The following is a 23,300-nucleotide window of genomic DNA, read 5'->3' as shown; positions in this document are numbered from 1 at the left end:
TTGATGACTGCCCTTGCCCATGCTGCCTTAGAGCAACTAACTGATTTGCTTGGCAATCGCTGCCTCACCGACCAGGAAAGCGCCGAACGTTACGGGGTCGACTGGACCAAGGTATGGGCACCGGCACCCTGTGCCGTGGCACTGCCGGAAACCACCGAGGAAGTGCAACAGATCGTCGAAATCGCCAACGAGCATGGTTTGCACCTCGTGCCATCCGGGGGTCGCACCGGCCTGTCCGCTGGCGCAGTCGCCGCCAACAATGAGCTAGTCGTGGCCTTTGATCGTATGAATACGATCCTCGATTTCAACGAATTCGACCGCGCCGTCACCGTACAGCCCGGCGTCATTACCCAGCAGCTGCAGGAATTCGCCGAACAGAAAGGTCTGTTCTATCCGGTCGATTTTGCCTCCGCCGGCTCCAGCCAAATCGGCGGCAACATCGGCACCAACGCCGGTGGCATCAAGGTAATTCGCTACGGCATGACCCGCGATTGGATCACCGGCCTGAAAGTGGTCACCGGCAAGGGTGAACTACTGGACCTGAACAAGGGCCTGATCAAGAACGCCACCGGCTATGACTTCCGCCACCTGTTTATCGGCTCTGAAGGCACCCTGGGCTTTGTGGTAGAAGCCACAGTAAAACTGGCCCGCGAGCCCAAAGACCTGACCGCCCTGGTACTGGGCGCGCCAGGCTTCCGGGAAGTAATGAAAATCCTCCATGCCTTCCAGCAGGACATCGACCTCACCGCCTTCGAGTTCTTCTCCGACAAGGCCATGGCCCACGTGCTGGAACACGGTGTCGCCAAGCCTTTCGATACCGAATGCCCGTTCTACTGCCTACTGGAATTCGAGCAATTGTCTGAACAAATTGGCGACCAGGCCATGGCCATTTTTGAACGCTGCGTGGAAGAAGGCTGGGTACTGGACGGCGTCATGAGCCAGTCGCTACAGCAGCTGGATCAGCTGTGGCAGCTGCGCGAACGCATCTCCGAATCCATCGCCCCTCACACCCCCTACAAGAACGACATCTCCGTCACCGTCTCTAAAGTGCCGGACTTTGTCGAAGACATCGACACCGTGGTGCAAGACGCCTACCCGGATTTCGAAATCGTCTGGTTCGGGCACATTGGCGACGGCAACATGCACCTGAACATCCTCAAACCAGCAGACCTGCCCAAGGAAGACTTCTTCGCCAAGTGCAATAACGTCTCCAAGTGGGTGTTCGAGATCGTGCAGAAATACAACGGCTCGATTTCCGCCGAACATGGTGTGGGCATGACCAAGAAACCCTACCTCGAATACTCCCGCAGCCCGGAAGAAATCGCCTGCATGAAAGCGGTGAAACAGGTATTCGACCCCAACAATGTGATGAACCCGGGAAAACTGTTCGATGTTTGATGAGATCAACGAAATCCAAGTAGACCCGGACGGTTACCAACATCGCTGGATCGACGGCTCCGCCATGAACATGCCGGTGGGCAAGGTGGTCTGCGTGGGCCGCAACTACGCCGACCACGCCAAAGAGTTGGGCAATGAAACCCCGGATGCCCCTATTCTGTTTATGAAGCCCGCCACCGCACTAACCAGCCTGCACGAGCCGCTAGTGTTGCCCGAAGGGCAAGGGCCGGTGCACCATGAAGTGGAAATGGTCGTGCTGATCGGCAAACGCATCCGTAAGGAAACCCGCCTGGATCACGTGCGCTTCAGCGTCGCCGCCTACGGCATCGGCCTGGATCTGACCCTGCGCGAAGTGCAGAACCAGTTGAAAGAAAAAGGCCACCCCTGGGAACGGGCCAAAGCCTTCGACGGCGCCGCCCCGGTATCCGGCTTTATCGATGCCCGCGGTATCTCGGTGCGCCAGGACCTGGGCGTTACCCTAGAACTTAACGACGCCGTAAAACAACACGGCCACACCGGCCAAATGCTGTTCCCCACCTTCGAGCTGTTATCGGAAATCAGCCAGACCTTCACCTTGGAACCAGGCGATGTAGTTTTCACCGGCACCCCCGCCGGCGTCGGTCCGCTGAACAGCGGCGACAAGTTCACCGCCAGGCTGGGCAACATCATTCAGGTGTTTGGCTCCGTCGCCTGATAACGGCACAACTCCCGCCGCCGCCTTCCTGGCCCCTCATGATGGGAGCACCCCAGGAACCGCGAAACCGCCAAACACGGTGTTGAATACGGGGATCTCCAGTAGCCTTGGAGCCATAGTGAGGCGCAACGCGCCTCTATGTGATGACCAAAGCAAAACTGCCTGTGAGATTTCTGAGCATGAATGTTTACATCGCGAAGCCCCCAAGGGCGGCATACGGCGTATGTCAGAACAGGTTATCGCTCAGCGATCAAACCACCTAGCCCCTCTCATTACACCCGCACTTATGCCCCAAGCCGCTTTGTGCCAAGCTGCACATTGAGCTAGCAGTGAGGGCAAGCCCCATGAAGAAACTGAAAAACGAGAAAGAGCTGGTCAAGAAAGCCATACAGATAGGGGTCGCCTACGCAGAGAAACGCGGCGTGGTGGAATTTGAAGCAACCGATTCTGCCTCCGAGAAGTTGCTCTATATTTATCGCCTGCTGGTCCATGACAAGATCATCCAGCCATTACCAGAGGACCAGGTGTCGCAACCCACGATTCAGCACAAGCTGGCGATCTGGGCCTCTAAACAACCGTAATGAAACAATAACGCCGTGCTATGGGCTCTGGGTCTTACGCGCGGCAAACACCGTACCCAGCAAAATAATAGCGAGCAGGGCAGCGGTGTCGCTGCCCAAATTACGGTCGTTGATAGCGCTATTATCCTCTGTGAAATAGCGCTCTAACCGTGATTACATCATCCGAAAGTGTTTTCGCAAATTTTCGTTGACCCAGCCGCCCAGCCGTTCACGACCAATACCGTCGACAAAATCCCGCACCTGCTGCGTATAGGCACGATCTTCTTCAAGAATATGGTGGAACAGCCACTTTTCCAAAACCCGCAATAGCGACTCTGCCACGTCGACACCCTCTTCATGACGCCGCAGCAGGGACTCAATGTGAAAGATGAACTTGCGATGCTGAGAGTGGTGATCATCCAGCTTGTCGTAGCCGGCCCGCTCCATCAGTGCTTCCTCAAAACTGAAGTGGGATTCGGTGTAGTCCACCAGATCATAGAGCACTCGGGCCACGCCCAGTTGGGCGCCAGGCTGGCCGACTAGACGGTCTAGGTCGTTGATGTAATCCACGATGCGTTTATGCTGCTGGTCGATGACCAAAATGCCCAGTTCATAGGCCGGGCCCCATACGAGGCGCATGATCCCTCTCCGGTTAGTGGTGTGGAGGCAAGCAATATGGGCTTTACGCTAGCAGCGGGCAGGGTAGCCGATGTAGACATAGATCAATGTTTAAACAGCAGTGTGCTGAGTAAAGTCCACAGCCGAGAAAACCGTCCTCCTACAGACGGTGAGGGTTAAAAGCGGGATAATGACCGCCACAGCCATTCCTCGACTCGGTAGCCCCGCCATGGAAATCAACGTCAACTTCCTCGATAACCTTCGTTTGGAAGCCAAGTTCGACGACTTTACTGTCATCACAGACCAGCCCATCCGCTACAAGGGCGATGGCTCAGCACCCAGCCCATTTGATTATTTCCTGGCATCGTCGGCCATGTGCGCGGCCTATTTTGTGAAGGTGTACTGCAAGGCGCGGGATATCCCCACCGATAATATCCGCTTGTCGCAGAACAACATCGTTGACCCGGAGGACCGCTACAACCAGATCTTCAAGATTCAGGTTGAGCTACCGGAGGATATTTCCGACAAGGACCGCCAGGGGATACTTCGCTCGATTGATCGCTGCACGGTGAAGAAGGTGGTCCAGACCGGGCCTGACTTCCAGATCGAGCAGGTGGACAGCCTCACCGAAGACGCCCAGGCCCTGCTGATGGTGGAACCGGACGAGGCCCACCGTACCTTTATTGAAGGCAAAGACCTGCCGCTGGAGCAGACCATCGCCAACATGACCGCGATCCTCGCGAAATTGGGGATGAAGATCGAGATCGCCTCCTGGCGCAACATCGTTCCCCATGTGTGGTCTCTGCACGTGCGCGACGCCGCCTCCCCCATGTGCTTTACCAACGGTAAGGGCGCCACCAAGGAAGCCGCGCTATGTTCAGCACTGGGCGAATTCATCGAACGCCTAAACTGCAATTTCTTCTACAACGACCAGTTCTTCGGGGAAGAGATCGCCAACAGCAACTTTGTCCATTACCCCAACGAAAAGTGGTTCAAACCCGGGCCCAACGACGCGCTACCCGAGGGCATTCTGGATGACTACTGTTTGGGCATCTATAACCCGGAAGGGGAGTTGGGCGGTTCCAACCTGATTGATACCAACTCCGGCCGTGCCGACCGGGGCATCTGCTCATTACCGTTCGTTCGCCAGTCCGACGGCGAGACCGTGTATTTCCCCTCCAATCTCATTGAAAACCTGTTCCTGAGTAACGGCATGAGTGCCGGCAATACTTTGGCCGAAGCCAAGGTGCAATGCCTGTCGGAAATTTTTGAACGGGCGGTGAAGAAGCACATCATTGAAGAAGAGATTGCCCTGCCGGATGTGCCCCAAGAAGTATTGGCCAAGTATCCCGGCATTGTTGAAGGTATCACCGCCCTGGAGGAACAGGGTTTCCCGGTACTGGTGAAAGACGCCTCTCTAGGCGGGCAGTTTCCGGTTATGTGCGTAACGCTGATGAACCCGCGCACCGGCGGGGTTTTTGCCTCCTTTGGTGCCCACCCAAGCTTCGAAGTCGCACTGGAACGCAGCCTTACCGAGCTGCTGCAAGGTCGCAGCTTCGAAGGCCTCAACGATTTGCCACCGCCCACGTTTAATAGCCAGGAAGTCTGCGAGCCCAACAATTTCGTGGAACACTTCATTGATTCCAGCGGGGTCGTGAGCTGGCGTTTCTTTAGTGCCCAGGCCGATGAATCTTTTTGCGAATGGGATTTCTCTGGCACTACAGAAGAAGAAAGCGCGCGCCTGTTTGGCATTCTCGAAAGCCTGGAGAAAGAAGCCTACGTGGCTGTCTACGAAGAGCTAGGCGCACCGGTGTGCCGGATTTTGGTGCCGGATTTTTCCGAGGTGTACCCGGTGGAAGATCTGGTATGGGACAACACCAACATGGCGCTGGATTACCGCGAGGACATTCTCAATTTGCACCGCCTCAGCGATGAGCAGCTGAGCCAGCTGGTGGAACGGCTGGAAGAAAGCCAGATTGATAACTACACCGACATCATCACCCTGATCGGTATCGAGTTCGATGAGAACACCGTATGGGGCCAGCTCACTATTCTGGAATTGAAGCTGCTGATCTATCTGGCATTACAGCGCCATGAAGATGCGCTGGAGCTGGTGGACATGTTTATTCAGTTCAACGACAACACCGTGGAACGCGGCCTGTTCTACCGAGCTGTTAATGCGGTACTGGAAATTACCCTGGACGAAGAGTTGTCACTGGATGACTACCGCACAAACCTGGGGCGCATGTACGGTGAAGATACCCTGGAAACCGTCATTGGCGCTGTTGAAGGCAGCCTCCGTTTCCCCGGCCTGACCCCCACCAATATGCAACTGGAAGGGCTGGAAAAACACCAACGCCTAATCGAAAGCTATAAAAAGTTGCACGCAGCACGGGCAAAATAAGACTTGAAACAAGCCAGATCAACGCGGAGAAAATATCATGAGCACAATAGCAAAACGGTTTTGGTCGGTGTTGTTACTGCTGGTGCCTGGTTTTGCGCTGGCCGATACAGCGGCAATGGCAACCTATCTCTCTGCCAAACCGTTACGAATGGAGATACGTTATTGTGAGTGCGCGGTCACTGCATCCGATGGTCGCTCAACACGTCCCTTGCCTTCATTCATGGCTTCAGCTGACGCCCTGAACGTTGCTGTGGATATTGAGGATAAAGGGTTCATTGCCTCTGAACCGTTCACTCTGGGCTACGCCATACAGCCGGACCCTGAGCAGCCTGACCAATTCCGCTTCCAGTTCGTTGGTGACTACAGCACCAGCCAACGAGGGCATAGCACCGCACAGGCCACATTGCTTCTGGTAAAGAATCAGTGGGTAACTCTTTTCGGTTCAAGGGCAGGGAATACTGAAACAGGGGTTGCCGTGCGGCTAACCGACGCGACCGGACCATAGACCTGCCAACGCTATCGGCGGTCAGGCGTTAGCCACATTAATAACCACTTTTCCCCGGCAGCGGCCGGAACGGCTGCGGTTATAGGCCGCTTCGCTCTCTGCCAACGTAAAAACGCTATCGATTACTGGTGTCAAAGAACCCGCTTCCACCATGGCCTTTAGTGTTTCCAGATCACGCCGATAAGATTCGACCACCACTGTGCCGGCTTTTTTGCCCAACAGCCGATAGAGCGGGGTGGCCAACATAGATTTGCCATCGCCACCAGTGGAAATGAAGTAGCCCTTCTTGCCCAACAGCGCGGCACACGTTAGCGGCGTTTCATAAGATGTCACATCGAATACCAGATCGAACTCACCTGCCGAATGGCGGTAATCCCCCTGGGTGTAATCAATCACCGCATCCGCCCCTAACTCACGAACAAAATCGGTGTTCCGACCACTGCACACACCGGTGACATGCAGGCCCAGGTTTTTCGCTATTTGAACGGCGAAACTACCCACTCCACCAGACGCGCCGATAATCAATACCTTTTTCCCCGCTTCCGCTTTCCCTTTACGCAACCCTTGCAGCGCGGTGAGGGCGGCCAGAGGCATGGCGGCGGCTTGAGTAAATGACAGGTTCTCCGGCTTTTTTGCAATACGGCGCTGATCAATCAGGGTCAGCTCTGCCAGCGATGCGGTTCGCAGGCGCATATCCATTCCATAAACCGCATCACCGATCTCAAAGTCACTAACATTAGGACCCGTGTCCACCACGATGCCTGCCAGGTCATCACCAAACAGGGGCTTTAGTTGTTTAACCATCACCGGGCTCGCTGCCACCGCCAAATTGTAGTTCAGCTTCCAATCCTTGGGGTTAACCGACGCCGCATGGACGGCCACCAGCACGTCATCCGCTTTTAATCGTCCTGGAGCATCTGTCTCAATCAGGGAGAGGGTGGGCTTGAGGCCCCAGCCGGTGGTAGCGATGGCTTTCATGGTTTAGCTCCTGAGGCATTAATACGGCCCCAAGCTTAACAAAGGGCAAGAGAAGGTGAGCAATCCTATAACGCCAAAGGGATAAGCAGTTTGTGTCAATGAATAACGTTGCTATCCGCCGTCTTTGCTGGAAATAAGCGACTTATTACAGGGCTCAGGATTCTTTTTCATCATAATGTCTCGAACGTTTATCCTTACACCGTAACAGTGCAGGATAGAGCCCTATATTTTCGTATAGCTTCACTCATGATGCTCGCTCTACTAGCCGGCTGAGCCGCTAACACCATAGCAAATTCCAATCACCAGACCTGCCAGCGACCGGCCACGAAAGAACCACACTGGATTTTGGGGCTTTTGCAGAGGCGAGAGGCTTTCTCTAAAGCTCGGCGTACTATTCAAACAATGTTTCTGCCAAGGTTGCTTCATCAAAATGACGACGACCTTTGAACGCGATCGCATGCTCGCCTGGCTGGCGCATGGCGCCGGCAGACGGTATTCCCATGGGCCATAAATAGAACCGCTCTGCCCGTTTTGAGATTGGCACAAGCCCACGGGCATTGAACAGGCTGGCGACAGTACCATCTTGATGTTTCAACGCTCGGAGCGCGTTGGCATCAGCCAGCTGATAGGAGCTGGTAGGTAAGAGATCTGATGTCGGGGTCACGCGAACCAGATAATGGGTGTCTGGCTCCAGCAACAGAGTGATGCGTTGATCATAAGCATCCACCACGTAGCCGGGATAGAACACCGGCTTATCACCCTCTATGTCTGCCGCTTTCAACGTCGGGTCGACAAGATAAATTTTGTGATAACAGCCACATGGGTGAATGCTGTCGTAAAACAGCACCTTGCCATTGGGCTTGAGGGTCACCCGCCAAATCACCCCATCAAGAGAGCCCGCATAAGTATCCAGCCAACCACGTTTCGGGCGCTTGCTGAACCAAAATTGGTAGTTGATTTGTAGAAGGTTTTTGCCACGAAAATGGGTCCAGCTTGGCCAAGTATAACTGACAGGTGTCTCAGTGCGGATTACCGGCGTATGCGTTTCATCTAGCTGAATCTGCCCCGGCACATTCCAAGGCTGGGTGTCGGACACCGCAACAACCGGCGCGTAGTGCGATAACATTGCCTGCCATTGCTCTGTATCCGGCAAAGGTATGCGCAGCGGATTCGCCGACAATACGTCCGGCGCCACCGGCACAGTGCCGCCCGTAGGCGGCGAAAACTGTTGCCGCGGTTGACGCGCCGGATCACGAAAACGCGCACTCATTTCTCGGTGGTAATCATCAATCGATCCTGTGGCCAGCCAGGCCATAAGAGGGTACATCCCGGCTACCCGCAACCACGTAGCATAACTGTCCGGAATTTCGGCTTGGGGTAACACAGAAAAATCTGTTCGGGCGGCGAGCACCGGTAGGCAGGAGGCCAGCAATGTTTGCGCTGTTTGCGGGGAAAATCCATCACTATCCGTGGTTAGCCGCTGAACCAGAACGGACTGATCTCGCCAGGCCTTGGCTGTAGCCAAACGAATCCACTGCTGTTGTTGAGGCTCACTGACGGCCTTGCGCTGCTGAAAGGCTAACCAACGATTCACGCCCAAGTGAGGAAAACCTGTCAGCGTTCGTGCCTGCGCATCACCAATGCCGGCTCGGGCCAAGGCCTGCTGCAAAGCAAAATACCCGGTTTCGCAATCAGTATCAGCCAACCCGGTGAGCGACAGGCTCAGCAACAGTACCGTCAGTGCGTTGCGCATTATTAGCATAGTTCTCCAGCGCGGCCAGCGCCGCTTCCCTCTGCCCAGGTGCGAGCCGCGGTCAGCCAACCATGTGGTATTCCGCCTCCCGTGTTGACTCGTTGCTCATACACCACCGATTACAAGGCTGCGCCTGCAACGCCCCGCGGCACAGCAAGCTAATCAGCCCTCACCTGCCGCCGTTGTTCCGGCGGAGAGCGCATTATACTGTGCCGGCAGCTCAGTATAATAGGCACGAAACCGGCACGCATGAGCAAGCCCTTGGCCTGATACCACCGTCGTTATGCGACTGCACCGGGATTAATAGCACATTAGCCTGTTGCGCCTGCCACAGACCGCGCGGCTTGAACGGTTCCAGGTGCCAACAGCAGAGAACCTATGGCGATGGCGATGGCGATGAGAGAGGGAACAACAAACACCGGGACACTGCGAATCACCCGCACAGTCTGTGTGAGCAATACCTAGTGTGGATCCACTTTGCCACGCAGGGATTTGGTTTTCCCGTGCTTGGTCTTGCTGTCCAGGCGGCGGCGTTTGCTCCCCAGGGTAGGGCGGGTGGCCTTGCGGGGTTTTTGTTCCACCGTCACGCTTTTTATCAACTGGGCCAGCCTGGCTAGGGCATTTTCCTTGTTCATTTCTTGGGTGCGGAACTGCTGGGCCTTGATCACCACTACGCCATCACTAGTAATGCGCTGGTCACTCAACGCCAACAGTCTTTCCTTGTAGCGGTCGGGCAGGGAGGAAGCGCGAATATCGAAACGCAGGTGGATCGCCGAGGCGACCTTGTTCACGTTTTGGCCACCACTGCCCTGGGCGCGAATCGCTTGTAGATCGATCTCGTTGTCCGGAATCTGTAAATCACGACTGACTTGAAGCATAACCATAACTGCGGCAAAGGGATTGCCAGCCTAACAACAAGAAACAGCAATGACTATTATCTCGCCTGGTGCCGCACGCCAATACCCGCTCTTACGGCATCAGCAGCACGGAAGCCCAGCACAAAGAAAACAATCAGCCTTTGCCCCACATACGCGGCAACACGTTAAGCTGACCGGGTTGTTTGCGGTGCAGCAAAGCCATGCCCACATGGCCAATTATCATGACCAGCAACACCCAACCTAATACCCCATGAAGCAGGTTTGCTGGCTCTATCATCCAGGTAATCTTGTCACCCTGGAAGCCCGCCATCAGCTCAATCCCAAAAGGATTAAAGGCTCTACCGGAGCCATATTGGCGCAACAACGCCAAGGCCGGAATTATGAACAATAATCCGTACAGGCTCAGATGCCCCCATTTCGCAGCCAGACTGAGGGAAGGCGGGCGGCGGGCCAGATTGATCAGCGCCCAACCCAAGCGAATCACCAGCAACACCATCAAAACCAGCCCCAGAGGTTTGTGTGTTGGCCAGAAAAACGTTTCAAACGCTGTGTCTTCAAAAGCATAGTGAGACAAAGCCGACAAAAACTGCCAAACCAACAATAGAGCCATGCTCCAGTGCAACAATCGGGTGAGGCTGCCGTAACGCGTGGGGGAATCGTTCAGCGACATGAAGTTCTCCTAGTAGGTCGCACAGGGCGGCCTAAGGTCTTTAGTTATAATTAAATGCTATTTATAAACTATGACAGACAAATGTGCAGGCAATATGGAATGCTCTCGCGGTTCTGAACGTTAAGCCGCAGGCCGAGCTGAGCACCGACCTGCGCACACCGAATCAGACGACCGGGACAGCGAAGTGGATCATTACATGAACCTGCATTTCACCCACAAGGAAGCCGAGAATCGCCCCCACAGTAATCAGTATCCATTCATCCTGCTGAAAAGCCGGGCGTAACAACCCTTCGAATTCTTCTTCGGTCAGTTCCTGCATTTTTTCTACCATGAGGTTTTTCAGGTCCATGGCTTCTTCTGCATAGGCTTCCATATGGCTGAGTGTTTCAGGCAAATACTGCATGACTTTTTCGGATACCGAGCGTTTCATTTCCTGATATTTGGTACTGCCCACCGCAAACACCACCAGCGGTTTAGCCACCCCGGACTGCTCATCTAGCGTCCGTTGTACCTGCTTTTGCACTAGCCCGAATAATCGGTCTGACATGGGCCCTTTGAGAATCGCTTCAATCACGGCAGCCGGAGTAACAATTTCGCTAGCCACCAACTCACCGTAACGAGCCGCAACCTGTTTACGGCGCTTCAAAAACAGACCCTGCCATTCAAACAATCCCAGATACCGCACTGGTTTTTTGGGGTTAAAGATCATTTTCAGGGCCAGCCAATCTGTGAACCAACCGGTAAACAACCCGAACAGGGGGATCACCCAGATGTTATGGGTAAAGGCCCACACCACCGCTTGAATAAGGCCGATGGCAAAACCGAAATAAATGCCGGAATTACGAATAAATTTGAATTCCACATGACCGGCCTCCAAAAACACGCGGTTGAGCAGCTCTTTGTCACGCACCAGAGCATTGATGACTAAATCTTTGAGATCGAAAACCCGGGTGATGTTATTTTTAATATCCTCCATGATCTGTTCGACCATGTGCGGCGCTTCATTCTGGATTCTCTTAATAATTAAACGCTTAACCGATTCCGGCGCGGCCTCCCACAGGCCTGGCTGATATTCTGCAGCCACTTCTCGGGTGATATCTTCCACCGAGCGAATCAAGGGCTCACGAATTTCCTCTGCCACCCGATGAGGATCCAGTTTATTGAATACATCCTCCGGTTTCAGTAATCGCTCCATCATCAGGTCACAGGCAATGCTGGCCATGGTAGCCGCCTTGCCGGGCACAATGCCCTGCCAACCAAAAAATGGCCGCCAGCCGACAAATTGAAGCGGTTTGAACATCATCTTGATGGCCACCACCTTGGTGCCATAACCAATCGCGGCGGCCACAAAAGGCATGGACAGATAGAGCGCCCAATTGGCCTGCACATCAGCCAATATCAGGTTGAGATCGGTAATCACGGGCTACTCCTCAATGTCCGCCGGGGTGGTCATTAACGTCCATAACTGGCGACCCAAAGGACTAATTCGCAGGGTTTCCCTGCGGATAGACAGCTTCGGCAAGTGAATTTGCAACTCTGCCTGCGCCTTACGAAAATCACTGTCGCCTTCACACAATTCGTAATCCGTTCGCAGCGATTCGGTGAAATCGCTAGCGATAACTAACCCTTGAGCAAACAAATGGTTCAGGTACAGAGCAATGAAGTCGTTACATTGAATCCCCGCAGCCCGGCCGGCGTTGGAATAACGGTAGAGGACTTCGCCACGGGAAAAGCGACTGCCGCTATAAAGCGTGAGAAGCGCAAAGGCACTGCCATCCGAAAGCGCCGCCAGCAATCGAGCTTCATCACCGGTTAAGCTCGCCAAATGCCGTTCAACCAGCATGGTCTGTGCCTGGGGAACGCTCTGCTCTATGGACACACCCAGTAATTGATGCAAGTTTTGCGGGCTACCCTCCAATTCGCCTGGATGATGAAGTGCTTCCAGGCGCTGTTTTAGCCCGTGCAACAACTCATGCTCTACCTCATGGTAGCGGGCATCCGCCCGCTGTACGGGAGGCAACTGTAGTAATAGTTGCTGAATTCGCGCCCGCAGTGAGGCCGGCGAGAGGGGAGAATCAGGCACGTTGGTTCCCTGTTGTTATTGTCGTTATGGGCACACTCTGGCGTCAGCTCTATGCCTAGCCGCAAAGAATACAGTGCACCCTTTTATTGTTAAGTTTCCGGTCTTTTTACCTGGCTGCCAAGTTACCGTGCGTATGTTTTACGCAACGAAAGCACTATCAGGGGCATTCTCGCAGTGCTAAAACGCGTTTGCGCAAGTCGCTGGCTTGCACCTCCTGGGGCGAGACGCCTGTGCCCACGGCCAATTTGATACGTGACCAGAAACGACGGGGCAGATGCGTCAAGGCCTTGCCGCCCTTATGGCTGAAAACGCTACCCCACAGTCCGGATAAGGCCATCGGAATCACCGGCACAGGGCTGTCGCTAACAATTTTTTCAATCCCGGCACGGAATTCATCAATCTCGCCATCTTCGGTTAGCCGGCCTTCTGGAAAAATACACACCACCTCCCCGGCTGCTAATTCTTCTCGAATACGCACAAATGCCTGTTCATAAATCTTCGGGTTACGGGATTTGGAATCAATCGGAATCGTCTTACCGGTGCGGAAAATATAATTTAGCACCGGCATATCGTAAATCGGTTTAAACATGACAAAACGAACCGGACGGCGGATGGCACCTGCCAACAACAATGCATCCACGTAGCTCACATGATTACAGACCAGCATGCAGGGGCCTTCATCCGGAATATTGTCCATTCCCGTATGCTTTACACGGTACATGGTGTGGGTAAGCATCCACACCAACAAGCGGATCAGAAATTCCGGCACCACGGTATAAATATAAGCAGCCACCAGAATATTGCTCAGCGCAAGGGCAAGGAAAAACTGTGGAACCGTTATTTCCAACAAACCAACCAAGACAATACCCGCCACCGCGGACAAGACCATCAACAAGGCATTAAGGATATTGTTGGCGGCAATGATTCGTGACAGGTGCTTAGGGTTGGCCCGGTGCTGGATAAAGGCAAACAATGGCACAATATAGAAGCCACCGAACACCCCAATACCGAGCAGATCCAGTAGCACCCGATAACCACCAGGCTGCTGTAGAAAGCTGGCAACGCCGATATTATTATTCGTTACCGAGCCAACGCCTGCCAACCCGGCATAAGAAAAGAACAAATCGATACCGAACACGCTCAAGCCAATAGACCCCAACGGCACCAGCCCCAGCTCTACCCGTTTGCCCGAGAGCTTTTCACACAGGAATGAGCCTAAGCCGATCCCCACGGAAAAGGTGCCCAGTAGCAGGGCGTACAAACCATCGGTACCGAACAGATAATCGTCCACGTAGACTTTCAGCTGCGTGGTATATGCCGCCCCCATAAACCAGAACCAGGAAATCGCCAGCACACACATCCACACGGATTTCACTTCCCGTGCATAGCCAACGATGTGCCAGGTTTCTTTCCACAAATTCCAGTTAATCTTGATGGATGAATCCGCTGCCGGCGCGGCAGGAATCCCTCTAGCAGCCAGGTAACCCAACAGCGCCAGCCCCACCACGGTCATGGCAACCACGCCATCGCCCACGCCGTCCATCTTCAGAAAAACGCCAGAAATGGAGCCCAGCAGGATCGCCAGAAAGGTGCCCATTTCCACCAACGCGTTGCCAGAAACCAACTCCTTGTCTGTCAGATGTTGGGGAATAATCGAATACTTAATCGGCCCGAAAAAAGTGGATTGCAGGCCCATACAAAACAGCACCGCCAACAGAAAATAGACACCATCAAAAAAGAACCCTACTGCGGCGGCGCACATAATGAACACCTCTACCATCTTGATCTTGCGCACCAGGGTTGCCTTGTCGTACTTGTCTGCCACTTGGCCAGCTAGGGCAGAAAATAAAAAGAACGGGACGATGAACAGCGCTAACGCTACATTGTTCAGTGTGTTGACGCTGACCGTGCTAACCACGCCAGAAGCAATAAGAAGAATCAGCGCTTGGCGAAACACATTATCGTTAAAGGCGCCCAAAAATTGAGTAAAGAAAAACGGCCCGAAACGCCGTGAAACCAATAATGAAAACAACCCTTTTTTCACTGTTTATTCCTTTTTCCGTTGTCGCCATCATCAGTTTCAATAGGCGAGCTAAAATTTGCACTCTCAACTGCTCTCCAGTCCCGCCCAGCTTTTCAGATAATTTTCCAGCAACGAATCCAACATCGCCTGTTCATCCACATCACCGGTTACCTCTAGTTTGTTCTCCGCCGCCAATACGGCAATACCATGAACACTGCTCCACAGAGTTCGGGCTGCCAGATGGACCGCCTCGGTGGGCTGCCGGCCCGCCATCCGAGCCATTTGCTGTTCCACTCTCTCGAACAACAGCCCTGTGCGTTGCTGATACCAAGACGGCACGGGCGCTTCATGTTGCATACGGTGCATAAAGACCATCTGCCACAGGGCAGTTTGCGTGCGTGCCAAGTTCAAGTAGGCGCTAGCCATCTGGTGCAATGCTTGGAAAGGGGCCAGATCAGCCGGTGCCATCATATCCGCCAACAAGATATCGAGAGTGGCCGCATTCGCATGCAAAATCAGGTCATCAAGATTGGTAAAAACGTGATATAGCATCCCCGGGGTATAACGTATTTTTTCAGCGACCTTGCGCACACTGAGTTTGGCCAGCCCTTGCTCTGCGACCAATTCACGCACCGCTTCGATTGCCAGTGCCTGAAGTTCTTCACGACTATGTTGATTTCGGCGTGCCATAGTTAATGCTCAATCATTTTTTTGTTTTAGACATACAGCCGGCATCAGACAAACAATGGCCATACGATAGTGAACGGCCTTTGTTGGCCAATGCACCATTATTCTCGTTACAAGCACGCCAGACTATCTCCATCACGCGCCATTCTTTGCCGGGCACCCGCGTCATTATTCTCTTTCATACGGTGTTCAATCAATACAACGATTAAACATCGTTTAATAAAGGGCGGTTACCGAGTATCACATAGCGTGCTCAGCAGGATGGAGCCCCCGGGCGGCGGCCAATGGGACGGGCGGGATTACCGGCCACGATGGTCCAAGGCGGCACATCACGGGTGACCACCGCCCCCATGCCTACCACCGCATGGTCCCCCAGAGTAACGCCATCAACGATGCCCACCCGGGCACCAATCCAGACATCACAGCCAATGCGAATCCCACGGGAGCTCACCGGCTGCTCGCGCACCAACCGGTCCGCCTCCATGCCATGATTAAACGCAAAAAGGGTGCAATAGGCGGCAATGCGGGTGTCATCACCGATCTCAATACCCGCTGCCCCACCTTCCAGGCTCACATGATGATTAATACTGACCCGTTGCCCCAACCGAACAGGGCCATGAATAACGCAATCAGCGGCAATTTGGCAGCCATCTCCCACGAAAATATCGCGACCCGGCTCGGCTAACAGAACCGCCTGTGGCGCTACAAAGCAATCCGTCCCGCAATGCACCGTTTCCAGCGCCATCAACCGCTGCTGGATCCCTTGCTGCCAGGGCTCCACCCAAGCTCGATGCCTGAGTTTCAAGCGACCATACAGCCAAGGCATGTAGGCAAGACGTTGTTTGTGTTGTTCACGGTAATCGTCTTCACTCATTGAGCCCCCTGGCCGGCAGCCTACGACGCTGTAGAAGTCCCTATACAAAAAATAGCAGTTTAGCAGTCCCCGCCCTTGCAGTAGCATAACGCCCGAAGACAAGGAGAACACCGTGAAGAAACTACTGCCCTTTGCAATAACCCTAGTACTCGCCGGCTGTCAGAATATGGAATCAGCCATGCCCTGGATCAACATGGGCAACGAGATGGCCAAAAATGCCGGTTACAACACCGACGAAAAACTGGCTGCCGGAATCAAAGAAGCCCTCATCAAAGGCACCGATGTGGCCGCCAACCAGCTGTCTCAGGAAGGGGCCATGAATATGAAATTGCCCAAAAGCGCAGATCCGGTTACCAATACGTTGCGTAACTTTGGCCTTGGCAGCTACGTGGATCAGCTGGAAACGGCCATGAACCGCGGCGCAGAAAAGGCGGTGGCGTCCGGCGCCCCCGTATTCAAAGACGCCATCAACGCTATGAGCGTAGAGGATGCCCTAGGAATCATTCAAGGCGGGGACACCGCCGCTACCACCTACTTCCGTGGCGAGACCGAGAGTAGCCTGCGAGAGCGCTTCCAGCCCATCGTGGAAGATAACCTGCGCCAGACCGGTTTTTATGACCAATACCAAACAATGCTGGGCACCTATAATAAGTTACCACTTACCAACAAGCCCAATCTCGATCTGGAAAGCTACGTTATCGACAACAGCATGAATGAGCTATACACACGCATCGGCGAGCAGGAAACCTTGATTCGGCAGAACCCCATGCAGCAGGGTAGCGCTCTGATCGGAGCAGTATTTGGCAACGCTAACTAGCCAGCCAAAACTCTTGCAGGAGCATCGCTGGCGGCGTGACTGAAGATGAGGCGCTGGAACGTAACGAGCTTCCAGCGGTGAAGATGACAATGCCGGCACAACCTAAAGCGCTGTGCCGGCGAGCCCAAACACTGGCAGCAGGTAACATTAATGCCAATCCGAGCCATACTGCGCTGCGGTTTGTCACTGCTCTTACGCTACCTGCGCTAACGTTAGCTGGGCGAACCGGGCAAGGATAGCGCTGGCATCCCGGCATTCGCGCACATTCTGAAGGTGCGTATCTACCTGTTGCTGCATCAAGCCCTCGCCACTCAACCTCTGCAAGTAGGAACGCATCACATCTGCACTGAATTCAGGATGGAACTGCACTCCCCATACCCGTTCGCCATAACGGAACGCCTGGCAGGCATCGTGCACATTACTGGCCAGCACGGTGCTGCCCGGGGGAGGAGTAAGCACTGACTGCCTGTGCACCACTTGCGCCCACGGGTGACCAGCCATGGCGCCTAACAGCGCATCCTGCTGCCCAGCCGCAGTAAACCGCAGCGGCACGGTGCCCACCTGCATCCCCAGGGGATTATCCGCCACCTCCCCGCCCAGCACCTGGGCCAGCAATTGGTGACCAAAGCACAGCCCCAGCACTGGCAACTGCTGGGCGTTCTCTAGGGTAGAAAAAAGCCAGTGGGCCAGCTTTTTCATCCACGGTTTCGCCTCGGTGACCATGGCGTGAGAGCCGGTAATCACCACACCTGCCAGCGATTCCGGGGCAGGCAGCGGCCCCTCCTTAATGGCATCCACCCGTATCACGGGTGATAACTGGCCCAATCCCTGGGCTATCCAGTCATCGAAATCGCCATAATGCTGGCGAATTTGCGGGTAGGTATGGCCGGTTTGAATAATCGCGATTGGCTTGAGGCTGCTCATAATACTCTCCTTGTATGAAGGAGCCTCAGCAAGGGATGTACCAACTTTTCAGTAATAGACTGAAACGCGGGAATAAAGAGAGAATTAGGGGGCCTCTGAAACCCCCTTACGCGGTCGAGAGTAAGCGTGCGGCTTACCGCCCACCTTTTTTATTACAGGGGCATATCGTGGTGAGTATAAGCCCGGCTAAATGAGGGAAGAGGATGACCGGTCATCACCGCTGCCGACAGAACGTCAAACGAGGAGAGCACCGAGCTGAATGTTAAGGAAAGGGCCCCGCCAAAGCAGAGGCCCAAAGGCTCAGACCTTCAAATACTTGGCCGCCTTGCCGTCAGCCTTCTTGGCCAGCGGTTTGAGTTCCGCAATTTTCTTGCAGACCTCATCGCATTCCTCCTTGCTCAAGGCATGCCCTTCCACCGCCTTATGCAACTGGGTCATGTAATTATCCAGTACGGAGATCACCGACAAGTGAACCACCGGTGCAATCGACGATTTTTTCTTTTGCGGGCCCTGTTGGCGATGAGCCTGCTCCCAACGCTTCTCGAACTCCTTGTGACTCAAAGACATATTGAACTCCTTTTCAGAATGTCAGCTTACTGACGTTAATGCTGCTCAGGCCCAGCCCGCCACCAGAGATGCCCTCCAATGCCACCGGCAAGCTAATTTCGTTGAGAGAAACATTACCCAACTTCGCCGACAACTGGGCATCCTTGAGGGTCATGCTACCCACATTGAGATGGACCGTTGGCGTGACGGCAATGGTGACTTTTAGAATCCCTAGGTCCACCGTCAGCGATTTGTCGGAGGCAGTGGCATCGGCATCAAAGGCACCACTTTGCGCGCTGGGCAAGCTAATAGAAGGAATATTCACATTACTGAGGCTAGCGCCAGGCAGCTTAAGCTGTCCGGTTGGTGCAGCGTGATTGACCCGCAGTGACTCACCTTCAGCGGCGGGTACGCTTAACGAGCTAAGCGATAATTCACCAATCCCCATGCCGGATACCGACAAACCGGCACTGGGCAGCCCCAACTTGTCTAACCGCATTCCGGCAATTTCCAAGCTCCCCAAATCCAAGTCACGGATCGGCTGCATATCGGCAACCAAACCTGGGATGTCGATGGCCGGAATCTGCAGGTCTATATCAGCCAGGTCGGGAATAGTAATAGTGCCCAAATCCACCGGGACATCCAGGCTGCCAAGACTTTCACTGCCATCCCAGTTACCAATCCAGCCTAGATCGATTTCCCAATCCAGCCGTAAACCCAACTCCACAATGCTGCGCACCTGATTGAGAACCGCACTGGCGTTATTGAGGCTGGCCGAGCCGTTAGTCACACTTAGGGTGCCAATGCTGGCGCTACCCAGCGAAACCTTGTCGACCTTGAGATTACTGAGCATGCCACTATCAACCTTGACCTGGTCGATAGCGATCTTGCGGGATACTTGGGCTCCGAGCAGGCCCAGACGAGTCAATAGATCCCGAGAACCCGGGAACGATTCCATCAAGCTGTCAGCGGACAGCCTTTCCTTAAGTGGCATAAGGTGCCTCCTTGGCGTTGTCATTTTCAGCGCTGCCTACGGTGTAGCCGTGAGGCGCCCTGCTCAACATAAAGGGGCCGTGCCGGGTAAACTATACTGCAAACGTACCAATTTACCGTTATCTGAAGTGAGCCCTTAATCCTCCGTATAGGAGGCGCATGCTCCTTCTGCTTAGGGCGCGTATACTTGCCTGCTAGCCATTACAGGGAGACCCAACCCCATGCCGTCTTTTGACATTGTTTCCGAGATTGATGAAGTGGCCCTTCGCCATGCAGTGGAGAACGCCAACCGTGAACTTTCCACCCGGTTTGATTTCCGTGGCGTAGAAGCCAGCATCGCGCAGAACGGCTTGGCCGTTACCCTGAAAACCGAATCCGATTTCCAGGTACGTCAGCTGGAAGAATTGTTTACCAAAGCCTGCCTGAAGCAGAACATCAGCGCCGCCGGTGCCGACAAACCCGAAGAGCTTGAGCACAGCGGCAAGACCTTCTCGCTTACACTGACTTTCCGTCAGGGCATCGACCAGCCCGTGGCCAAACAAATCGTCAAGCTCATTAAGGAAAGCAAGATCAAGGTGCAGGCATCTATTCAAGGCGACCAAGTACGAGTAAACGGCAAAAAACGCGATGACTTGCAGGCCGTAATGGCCCTGCTGCGAGAATCGAAAATCGAAACGCCGCTGCAATTTAATAACTTTAGAGATTAAGCCGCGCCCCCCAACCCCTTAAGCACCAGCAACCGATTACAGGAATAGTGTTATGTCCGCGCCTACTTCAGCCGTACAGAGACTTAATATGTTTTGGTTTCTGGTGCTCTCAGCACCGCTTTTGATCGGCATAGCCATTGCCGGCCTAGTCTGGTTCGGTAACTACACGGCCTCCATAGAATGGCTGCCGCAAGACACCCTACGCACGGGGGCCATGGGCGCCATGGCACTCATGCTAGTGATTGCCAGGCCGCTGCGTAATGCACTGCTAGCCCCCTCCACCATTGCCCAGCGTTCGGTTCAAACCACCACCCCCGCTGACCCTGCCGGGGACACGGCGGTATTCAAGGTTCAAGCCAGCATGTTTATGCTGTTGGGCATTCTCGATGCGGTATCCATGATTGTTATCGCTCTTAGCCTAATGCAAGCGGATGCCCTGCTAGCCCTGCTCAACGGTGTTTATACTCTGGTTCTGGCGATTATCGCCCGCCCAGATTTTGCTGCTCTACTAGACGCCACCCGTAACCAACTGACACAAAAGGGATAACCCGCAAAATCAATTCCTATTGAACACCCCAAGACATGGCTTGTTAATGAACGCCGTTTAACAAAGCCCTCCGCCACAGGTAAAACAGTGCCCATGATTCATAACAAGGAGAACCATCATGGGTTTCAGGAACGGATACACGCGTTTTGCGGCCGGCCTGGCGTTGCTGTTTGGCTGCCTGCTAACCAACCCAACCCTAGCCGCAGGGCTGATGACCCCAGCGAACAGCTCCCTGCCGCCACTGCAGATTCGCGAGCAACATGTCACCGTGGATGTGGAAGACGGCTATGCCATCACCGAAGTCGAGCAGGTTTTTCACAATCCGAATAACCAGGACCTGGAAGCTTACTACCGCTTTCCTGTTCCCGAAAAAGGCACCGTGGCCGAATTCACCGCGTGGATCGATGGCAAGCCAGTGATCGGTGAAGTACTGGAAAAACAACAGGCCCGCCAGGTCTACGAGCAAGAAAAAGCCGCTGGTCGCGAGGCCGGGCTCACCGAGAAGGACAGCTTCAAGGCCTTCGATGTGAAAGTGCAACCAGTGCGCGCCGGCCAGGACACTCGCGTGCGGTTGGTTTACATGCAACCGGCCTTCGTGGACAACGGCATCGGCCGCTATGTATATCCGCTGGAAGAAGGCAGTGTAGACGAGAAGAAACTGGCGTTCTGGACCACCAACGAAAAGGTAGAAGAACGCTTCAGCTTTACCCTTAACTTGCGCAGCAGCTATCCGGTGGATGCCCTGCGTCTGCCCAAGCACCCTCAGGCGAAGATCCAGCAGCTTGGTTCGCAGCAATGGCAAGTGACACTGGATAACCGTAACGCAAGCACCACCATTAAAGGGGAAGGAAGGAGTGAAAAGGGCGATAACAACTTCGCTCCGCCAGCAACCAATGGCCACCCCCCCAGCGCCTTCACCTTGGACCAAGACATCGTTGTCTACTGGCGTCACCAGCAAGACCTGCCCGGCAGCGTCGATCTAGTGGCGTATAAGGCACCGGGCAAAGACCGCGGCACCTTCATGCTGAGCATTACCCCAGGGGACGACCTGCCCCCGATCACCACCGGTAGCGACTGGGTGTTCGTACTGGATATTTCAGGCTCCATGAATGCCAAACTGGCGACTCTAGGCGACGGCGTCCGCCAGGCCCTGGGAAAACTGCGTGGCAACGACCGCTTCCGTATCGTTCTATTCGATGACCGAGCCGAAGAACTCACTAGCGGTTTTGTAGATGCCACACCCAATAATATTCGTCAGTACACCCAAAAAATCATGCAGCTCCAGTCCCGTGGTGGCACCAACCTGTTCGGAGGCTTAAGCCTGGCACTGACCCCGCTGGACGCAGACCGGCCCACCGGCATCGTGCTCGTCACCGATGGCGTAGCTAACGTAGGTAAAACCCGACAGAAAGACTTTATCGACCTTCTGGAAAATCACGACGTTCGGTTATTCACCTTTGTCATGGGTAACAGTGCTAACCGGCCCATGCTCACCGCCATGACCGATGCCAGCAACGGTTTTGCCATCAGCGTCTCCAACAGCGACGACATTGCCGGACAGATTCTCAACGCCACCAGCAAGGTTACCCACCAGGCCATGAATGACGTGGAGATCGATATCGATGGCATTCGCACCGCAGACCTACAACCCCAACGCATTGGTAGCATTTACCACGGCCGCCAAATCGTACTGCTCGGCCACTATTGGGGTGACGGCCCCGCCAAAATCACTCTTCGCGCCGAGGTGGCCGGGCAAGAAAAAACCTACAAAACCCGCTTCGATTTTCCCGCCCAGGGCGGCAATAACCCGGAACTCGAGCGCCTGTGGGCTTACGCCACTGTTCAGGACATGCAGCAGGAAATAGAGTATTTCGGTGAGGAAAAAGATCTCCAACAGGGGATTACCGATCTGGGAATAGAATATGGGCTGGTCACCCACTACACCTCCATGGTGGTGCTACGTGAGGAAGTATTTAAGGAGTACGGCATTGATCGCCGCAACACCAAACGTCGGGAGATTGAAAAGCGGGCAAAAGCGCAACGCCAAGCCAGTGCACCTAGCGGTAATCGCGTAGACAACAGCCAACCCATGTATAACAGTAATCGCCCGTCTTATAGCAGTGGCAGTGGAGGAAGCGGTGGTGCCTTCGGTATGGGGGCATTGCTCCCCTTTTTGATCCTGCTAATCGGCGGAAGGTTACGTCGCCGACACTAGCCCGTTAATGGCTGATGGGCATTCCGCTCGGCTATGGCTGAGCGGTTTTTTGCATTATGGGCCTCTGAACACGCCTTACGTGCGCAGCATAACCTGACACGTGAACGGTTAAGTTTTCGACTGTATCTTGAGATCCCGCCCGTCGAGGGCTGCCACCCGGCTCGCACTCATTACGGCCATAGCTAATTCATATCGCACTAAAAACCCACTTGCTCCCCCCCAAAATAAAGCACACCGCCAAGAAAATGGAGACGCTTACAACTGATACTGTAGCGATGGGATTGAAAATGCGGTGCCTGACATAGCCAATTCCCCACCCAGTAAAAGAGCCTCTCTAAACGAAGAAACATAAGACCAGAAGTAAATAAACGGCACGTTTGCGTGCTACATCAGGCCGACACTATATTAAGGCTGATTTCACTCTCC

The 23,300-nt window shown here is 54.2% G+C and carries 22 protein-coding genes; 9 read left to right on the top strand and 13 right to left on the bottom strand.

Going from position 1 to position 23,300, the window contains the following annotated elements; all coding sequences use genetic code 11:
- The first annotated feature begins 3 nt into the window (after positions 1 to 3).
- The 3 genes from AS19_RS00340 to AS19_RS00330 all read left to right on the top strand — a co-directional run bounded on the left by AS19_RS00340 (position 4) and on the right by AS19_RS00330 (position 2,673).
- Positions 4 to 1,398 carry an FAD-binding oxidoreductase gene (locus tag AS19_RS00340; RefSeq protein WP_035461604.1) on the top strand — a complete coding sequence of 465 codons (1,395 nt, stop codon included), beginning with the start codon at positions 4 to 6 and terminating at the stop codon, positions 1,396 to 1,398.
- The gene (locus AS19_RS00335; protein WP_011587364.1) at positions 1,391 to 2,092 is read left to right on the top strand and encodes a fumarylacetoacetate hydrolase family protein; all 702 of its coding nucleotides are present in this window, start codon (positions 1,391 to 1,393) and stop codon (positions 2,090 to 2,092) included. Before AS19_RS00340 ends, AS19_RS00335 begins: the two co-directional genes overlap by 8 nt.
- Positions 2,093 to 2,436: 344 nt before the next feature.
- On the top strand, positions 2,437 to 2,673 hold the full coding sequence (locus tag AS19_RS00330; RefSeq protein WP_035461606.1) for a DUF5062 family protein: 237 nt from the start codon (positions 2,437 to 2,439) through the stop codon (positions 2,671 to 2,673).
- A 153-nt stretch (positions 2,674 to 2,826) separates the two neighbouring features.
- On the opposite strand, the gene AS19_RS00325 is transcribed toward AS19_RS00330, so the two are convergent.
- On the bottom strand, positions 2,827 to 3,291 hold the full coding sequence (locus tag AS19_RS00325) for a bacteriohemerythrin (RefSeq protein ID WP_011587362.1): 465 nt from the start codon (positions 3,289 to 3,291) through the stop codon (positions 2,827 to 2,829).
- 208 nt (positions 3,292 to 3,499) lie between these two features.
- Here AS19_RS00325 and AS19_RS00320 point away from each other — a divergent pair, with 208 nt between their 5' ends.
- The gene (locus AS19_RS00320; protein WP_041705193.1) at positions 3,500 to 5,674 is read left to right on the top strand and encodes an OsmC domain/YcaO domain-containing protein; all 2,175 of its coding nucleotides are present in this window, start codon (positions 3,500 to 3,502) and stop codon (positions 5,672 to 5,674) included.
- A 37-nt stretch (positions 5,675 to 5,711) separates the two neighbouring features.
- Positions 5,712 to 6,179 carry a hypothetical protein gene (locus tag AS19_RS00315; RefSeq protein ID WP_011587360.1) on the top strand — a complete coding sequence of 156 codons (468 nt, stop codon included), beginning with the start codon at positions 5,712 to 5,714 and terminating at the stop codon, positions 6,177 to 6,179.
- A 21-nt stretch (positions 6,180 to 6,200) separates the two neighbouring features.
- On the opposite strand, the gene AS19_RS00310 is transcribed toward AS19_RS00315, so the two are convergent.
- The 9 genes from AS19_RS00310 to AS19_RS00270 form a co-directional block, all read right to left on the bottom strand.
- A complete protein-coding gene (locus AS19_RS00310; RefSeq protein ID WP_011587359.1) occupies positions 6,201 to 7,157 on the bottom strand; it encodes an NAD(P)-dependent alcohol dehydrogenase in 957 nt (318 codons plus the stop codon).
- Between the two features lie 391 nt (positions 7,158 to 7,548).
- Positions 7,549 to 8,919, bottom strand: a complete 1,371-nt coding sequence (locus AS19_RS00305; RefSeq protein ID WP_011587358.1) for a hypothetical protein — start codon at positions 8,917 to 8,919, stop codon at positions 7,549 to 7,551.
- 452 nt (positions 8,920 to 9,371) lie between these two features.
- The gene (gene arfB, locus AS19_RS00300) at positions 9,372 to 9,788 is read right to left on the bottom strand and encodes an alternative ribosome rescue aminoacyl-tRNA hydrolase ArfB (RefSeq protein WP_035459646.1); all 417 of its coding nucleotides are present in this window, start codon (positions 9,786 to 9,788) and stop codon (positions 9,372 to 9,374) included.
- 133 nt (positions 9,789 to 9,921) lie between these two features.
- Positions 9,922 to 10,458: a cytochrome b gene (locus tag AS19_RS00295; RefSeq protein WP_011587356.1), complete on the bottom strand. Its 537-nt coding sequence runs from the start codon at positions 10,456 to 10,458 to the stop codon at positions 9,922 to 9,924.
- A 163-nt stretch (positions 10,459 to 10,621) separates the two neighbouring features.
- Positions 10,622 to 11,878 (bottom strand): hypothetical protein, encoded by a 1,257-nt coding sequence (locus AS19_RS00290; RefSeq protein ID WP_011587355.1) that lies wholly within the window; start codon positions 11,876 to 11,878, stop codon positions 10,622 to 10,624.
- A 3-nt stretch (positions 11,879 to 11,881) separates the two neighbouring features.
- On the bottom strand, positions 11,882 to 12,541 hold the full coding sequence (locus tag AS19_RS00285) for a hypothetical protein (RefSeq protein ID WP_101234992.1): 660 nt from the start codon (positions 12,539 to 12,541) through the stop codon (positions 11,882 to 11,884).
- Between the two features lie 157 nt (positions 12,542 to 12,698).
- Positions 12,699 to 14,585 (bottom strand): MFS transporter, encoded by a 1,887-nt coding sequence (locus tag AS19_RS00280; protein ID WP_041704549.1) that lies wholly within the window; start codon positions 14,583 to 14,585, stop codon positions 12,699 to 12,701.
- 63 nt (positions 14,586 to 14,648) lie between these two features.
- The gene (locus AS19_RS00275; protein ID WP_011587352.1) at positions 14,649 to 15,254 is read right to left on the bottom strand and encodes a TetR/AcrR family transcriptional regulator; all 606 of its coding nucleotides are present in this window, start codon (positions 15,252 to 15,254) and stop codon (positions 14,649 to 14,651) included.
- Positions 15,255 to 15,504: 250 nt separating this feature from the next.
- Positions 15,505 to 16,125 carry a DapH/DapD/GlmU-related protein gene (locus AS19_RS00270; RefSeq protein ID WP_035459661.1) on the bottom strand — a complete coding sequence of 207 codons (621 nt, stop codon included), beginning with the start codon at positions 16,123 to 16,125 and terminating at the stop codon, positions 15,505 to 15,507.
- Between the two features lie 112 nt (positions 16,126 to 16,237).
- Between AS19_RS00270 and AS19_RS00265 the strand changes: the two genes are divergently transcribed.
- Positions 16,238 to 16,942: a DUF4197 domain-containing protein gene (locus tag AS19_RS00265; protein WP_011587350.1), complete on the top strand. Its 705-nt coding sequence runs from the start codon at positions 16,238 to 16,240 to the stop codon at positions 16,940 to 16,942.
- Between the two features lie 192 nt (positions 16,943 to 17,134).
- Here the strand turns inward: AS19_RS00265 and AS19_RS00260 are convergent, their stop codons facing one another.
- From AS19_RS00260 to AS19_RS00250, 3 genes are all read right to left on the bottom strand, one after another.
- Positions 17,135 to 17,866 (bottom strand): glutamine amidotransferase, encoded by a 732-nt coding sequence (locus AS19_RS00260; protein ID WP_011587349.1) that lies wholly within the window; start codon positions 17,864 to 17,866, stop codon positions 17,135 to 17,137.
- Positions 17,867 to 18,166: 300 nt separating this feature from the next.
- Entirely contained in the window at positions 18,167 to 18,433 is a 267-nt protein-coding gene (locus AS19_RS00255; protein ID WP_046961596.1) for a hypothetical protein, read from the bottom strand.
- A 13-nt stretch (positions 18,434 to 18,446) separates the two neighbouring features.
- A complete protein-coding gene (locus AS19_RS00250; RefSeq protein WP_011587347.1) occupies positions 18,447 to 19,406 on the bottom strand; it encodes a hypothetical protein in 960 nt (319 codons plus the stop codon).
- Positions 19,407 to 19,626: 220 nt separating this feature from the next.
- Here AS19_RS00250 and AS19_RS00245 point away from each other — a divergent pair, with 220 nt between their 5' ends.
- The 3 genes from AS19_RS00245 to AS19_RS00235 all read left to right on the top strand — a co-directional run bounded on the left by AS19_RS00245 (position 19,627) and on the right by AS19_RS00235 (position 22,874).
- Complete coding sequence (locus tag AS19_RS00245; RefSeq protein ID WP_011587346.1) at positions 19,627 to 20,112, top strand: YajQ family cyclic di-GMP-binding protein; 486 nt, start codon at positions 19,627 to 19,629, stop codon at positions 20,110 to 20,112.
- Between the two features lie 88 nt (positions 20,113 to 20,200).
- Complete coding sequence (locus tag AS19_RS00240; protein ID WP_101234994.1) at positions 20,201 to 20,659, top strand: hypothetical protein; 459 nt, start codon at positions 20,201 to 20,203, stop codon at positions 20,657 to 20,659.
- A gap of 118 nt (positions 20,660 to 20,777) precedes the next feature.
- Positions 20,778 to 22,874 carry a VIT and VWA domain-containing protein gene (locus tag AS19_RS00235; RefSeq protein ID WP_046961595.1) on the top strand — a complete coding sequence of 699 codons (2,097 nt, stop codon included), beginning with the start codon at positions 20,778 to 20,780 and terminating at the stop codon, positions 22,872 to 22,874.
- Positions 22,875 to 23,300 lie beyond the last annotated feature (426 nt).

It is taken from the genome of Alcanivorax sp. NBRC 101098, from assembly GCF_001010505.1.
Taxonomy (GTDB): domain Bacteria; phylum Pseudomonadota; class Gammaproteobacteria; order Pseudomonadales; family Alcanivoracaceae; genus Alcanivorax; species Alcanivorax borkumensis.
The sequence above is the reverse complement of the archived record's forward strand: the minus strand, read 5'-3'. Positions and strand labels throughout refer to the sequence as shown.

Coding starts and splice junctions, on each gene's coding strand:
- arfB (WP_035459646.1), bottom strand. CDS start 9,788: ATGCTTCAAGTCAGTCGTGATTTACAGATTCCGGACAACGAGATCGAT.
- AS19_RS00340 (WP_035461604.1), top strand. CDS start 4: ATGACTGCCCTTGCCCATGCTGCCTTAGAGCAACTAACTGATTTGCTT.
- AS19_RS00240 (WP_101234994.1), top strand. CDS start 20,201: ATGTTTTGGTTTCTGGTGCTCTCAGCACCGCTTTTGATCGGCATAGCC.
- AS19_RS00310 (WP_011587359.1), bottom strand. CDS start 7,157: ATGAAAGCCATCGCTACCACCGGCTGGGGCCTCAAGCCCACCCTCTCC.
- AS19_RS00235 (WP_046961595.1), top strand. CDS start 20,778: ATGGGTTTCAGGAACGGATACACGCGTTTTGCGGCCGGCCTGGCGTTG.
- AS19_RS00250 (WP_011587347.1), bottom strand. CDS start 19,406: ATGCCACTTAAGGAAAGGCTGTCCGCTGACAGCTTGATGGAATCGTTC.
- AS19_RS00255 (WP_046961596.1), bottom strand. CDS start 18,433: ATGTCTTTGAGTCACAAGGAGTTCGAGAAGCGTTGGGAGCAGGCTCAT.
- AS19_RS00270 (WP_035459661.1), bottom strand. CDS start 16,125: ATGAGTGAAGACGATTACCGTGAACAACACAAACAACGTCTTGCCTAC.
- AS19_RS00325 (WP_011587362.1), bottom strand. CDS start 3,291: ATGCGCCTCGTATGGGGCCCGGCCTATGAACTGGGCATTTTGGTCATC.
- AS19_RS00315 (WP_011587360.1), top strand. CDS start 5,712: ATGAGCACAATAGCAAAACGGTTTTGGTCGGTGTTGTTACTGCTGGTG.
- AS19_RS00305 (WP_011587358.1), bottom strand. CDS start 8,919: ATGCTAATAATGCGCAACGCACTGACGGTACTGTTGCTGAGCCTGTCG.
- AS19_RS00295 (WP_011587356.1), bottom strand. CDS start 10,458: ATGTCGCTGAACGATTCCCCCACGCGTTACGGCAGCCTCACCCGATTG.
- AS19_RS00245 (WP_011587346.1), top strand. CDS start 19,627: ATGCCGTCTTTTGACATTGTTTCCGAGATTGATGAAGTGGCCCTTCGC.
- AS19_RS00320 (WP_041705193.1), top strand. CDS start 3,500: ATGGAAATCAACGTCAACTTCCTCGATAACCTTCGTTTGGAAGCCAAG.
- AS19_RS00335 (WP_011587364.1), top strand. CDS start 1,391: ATGTTTGATGAGATCAACGAAATCCAAGTAGACCCGGACGGTTACCAA.
- AS19_RS00260 (WP_011587349.1), bottom strand. CDS start 17,866: ATGAGCAGCCTCAAGCCAATCGCGATTATTCAAACCGGCCATACCTAC.
- AS19_RS00330 (WP_035461606.1), top strand. CDS start 2,437: ATGAAGAAACTGAAAAACGAGAAAGAGCTGGTCAAGAAAGCCATACAG.
- AS19_RS00275 (WP_011587352.1), bottom strand. CDS start 15,254: ATGGCACGCCGAAATCAACATAGTCGTGAAGAACTTCAGGCACTGGCA.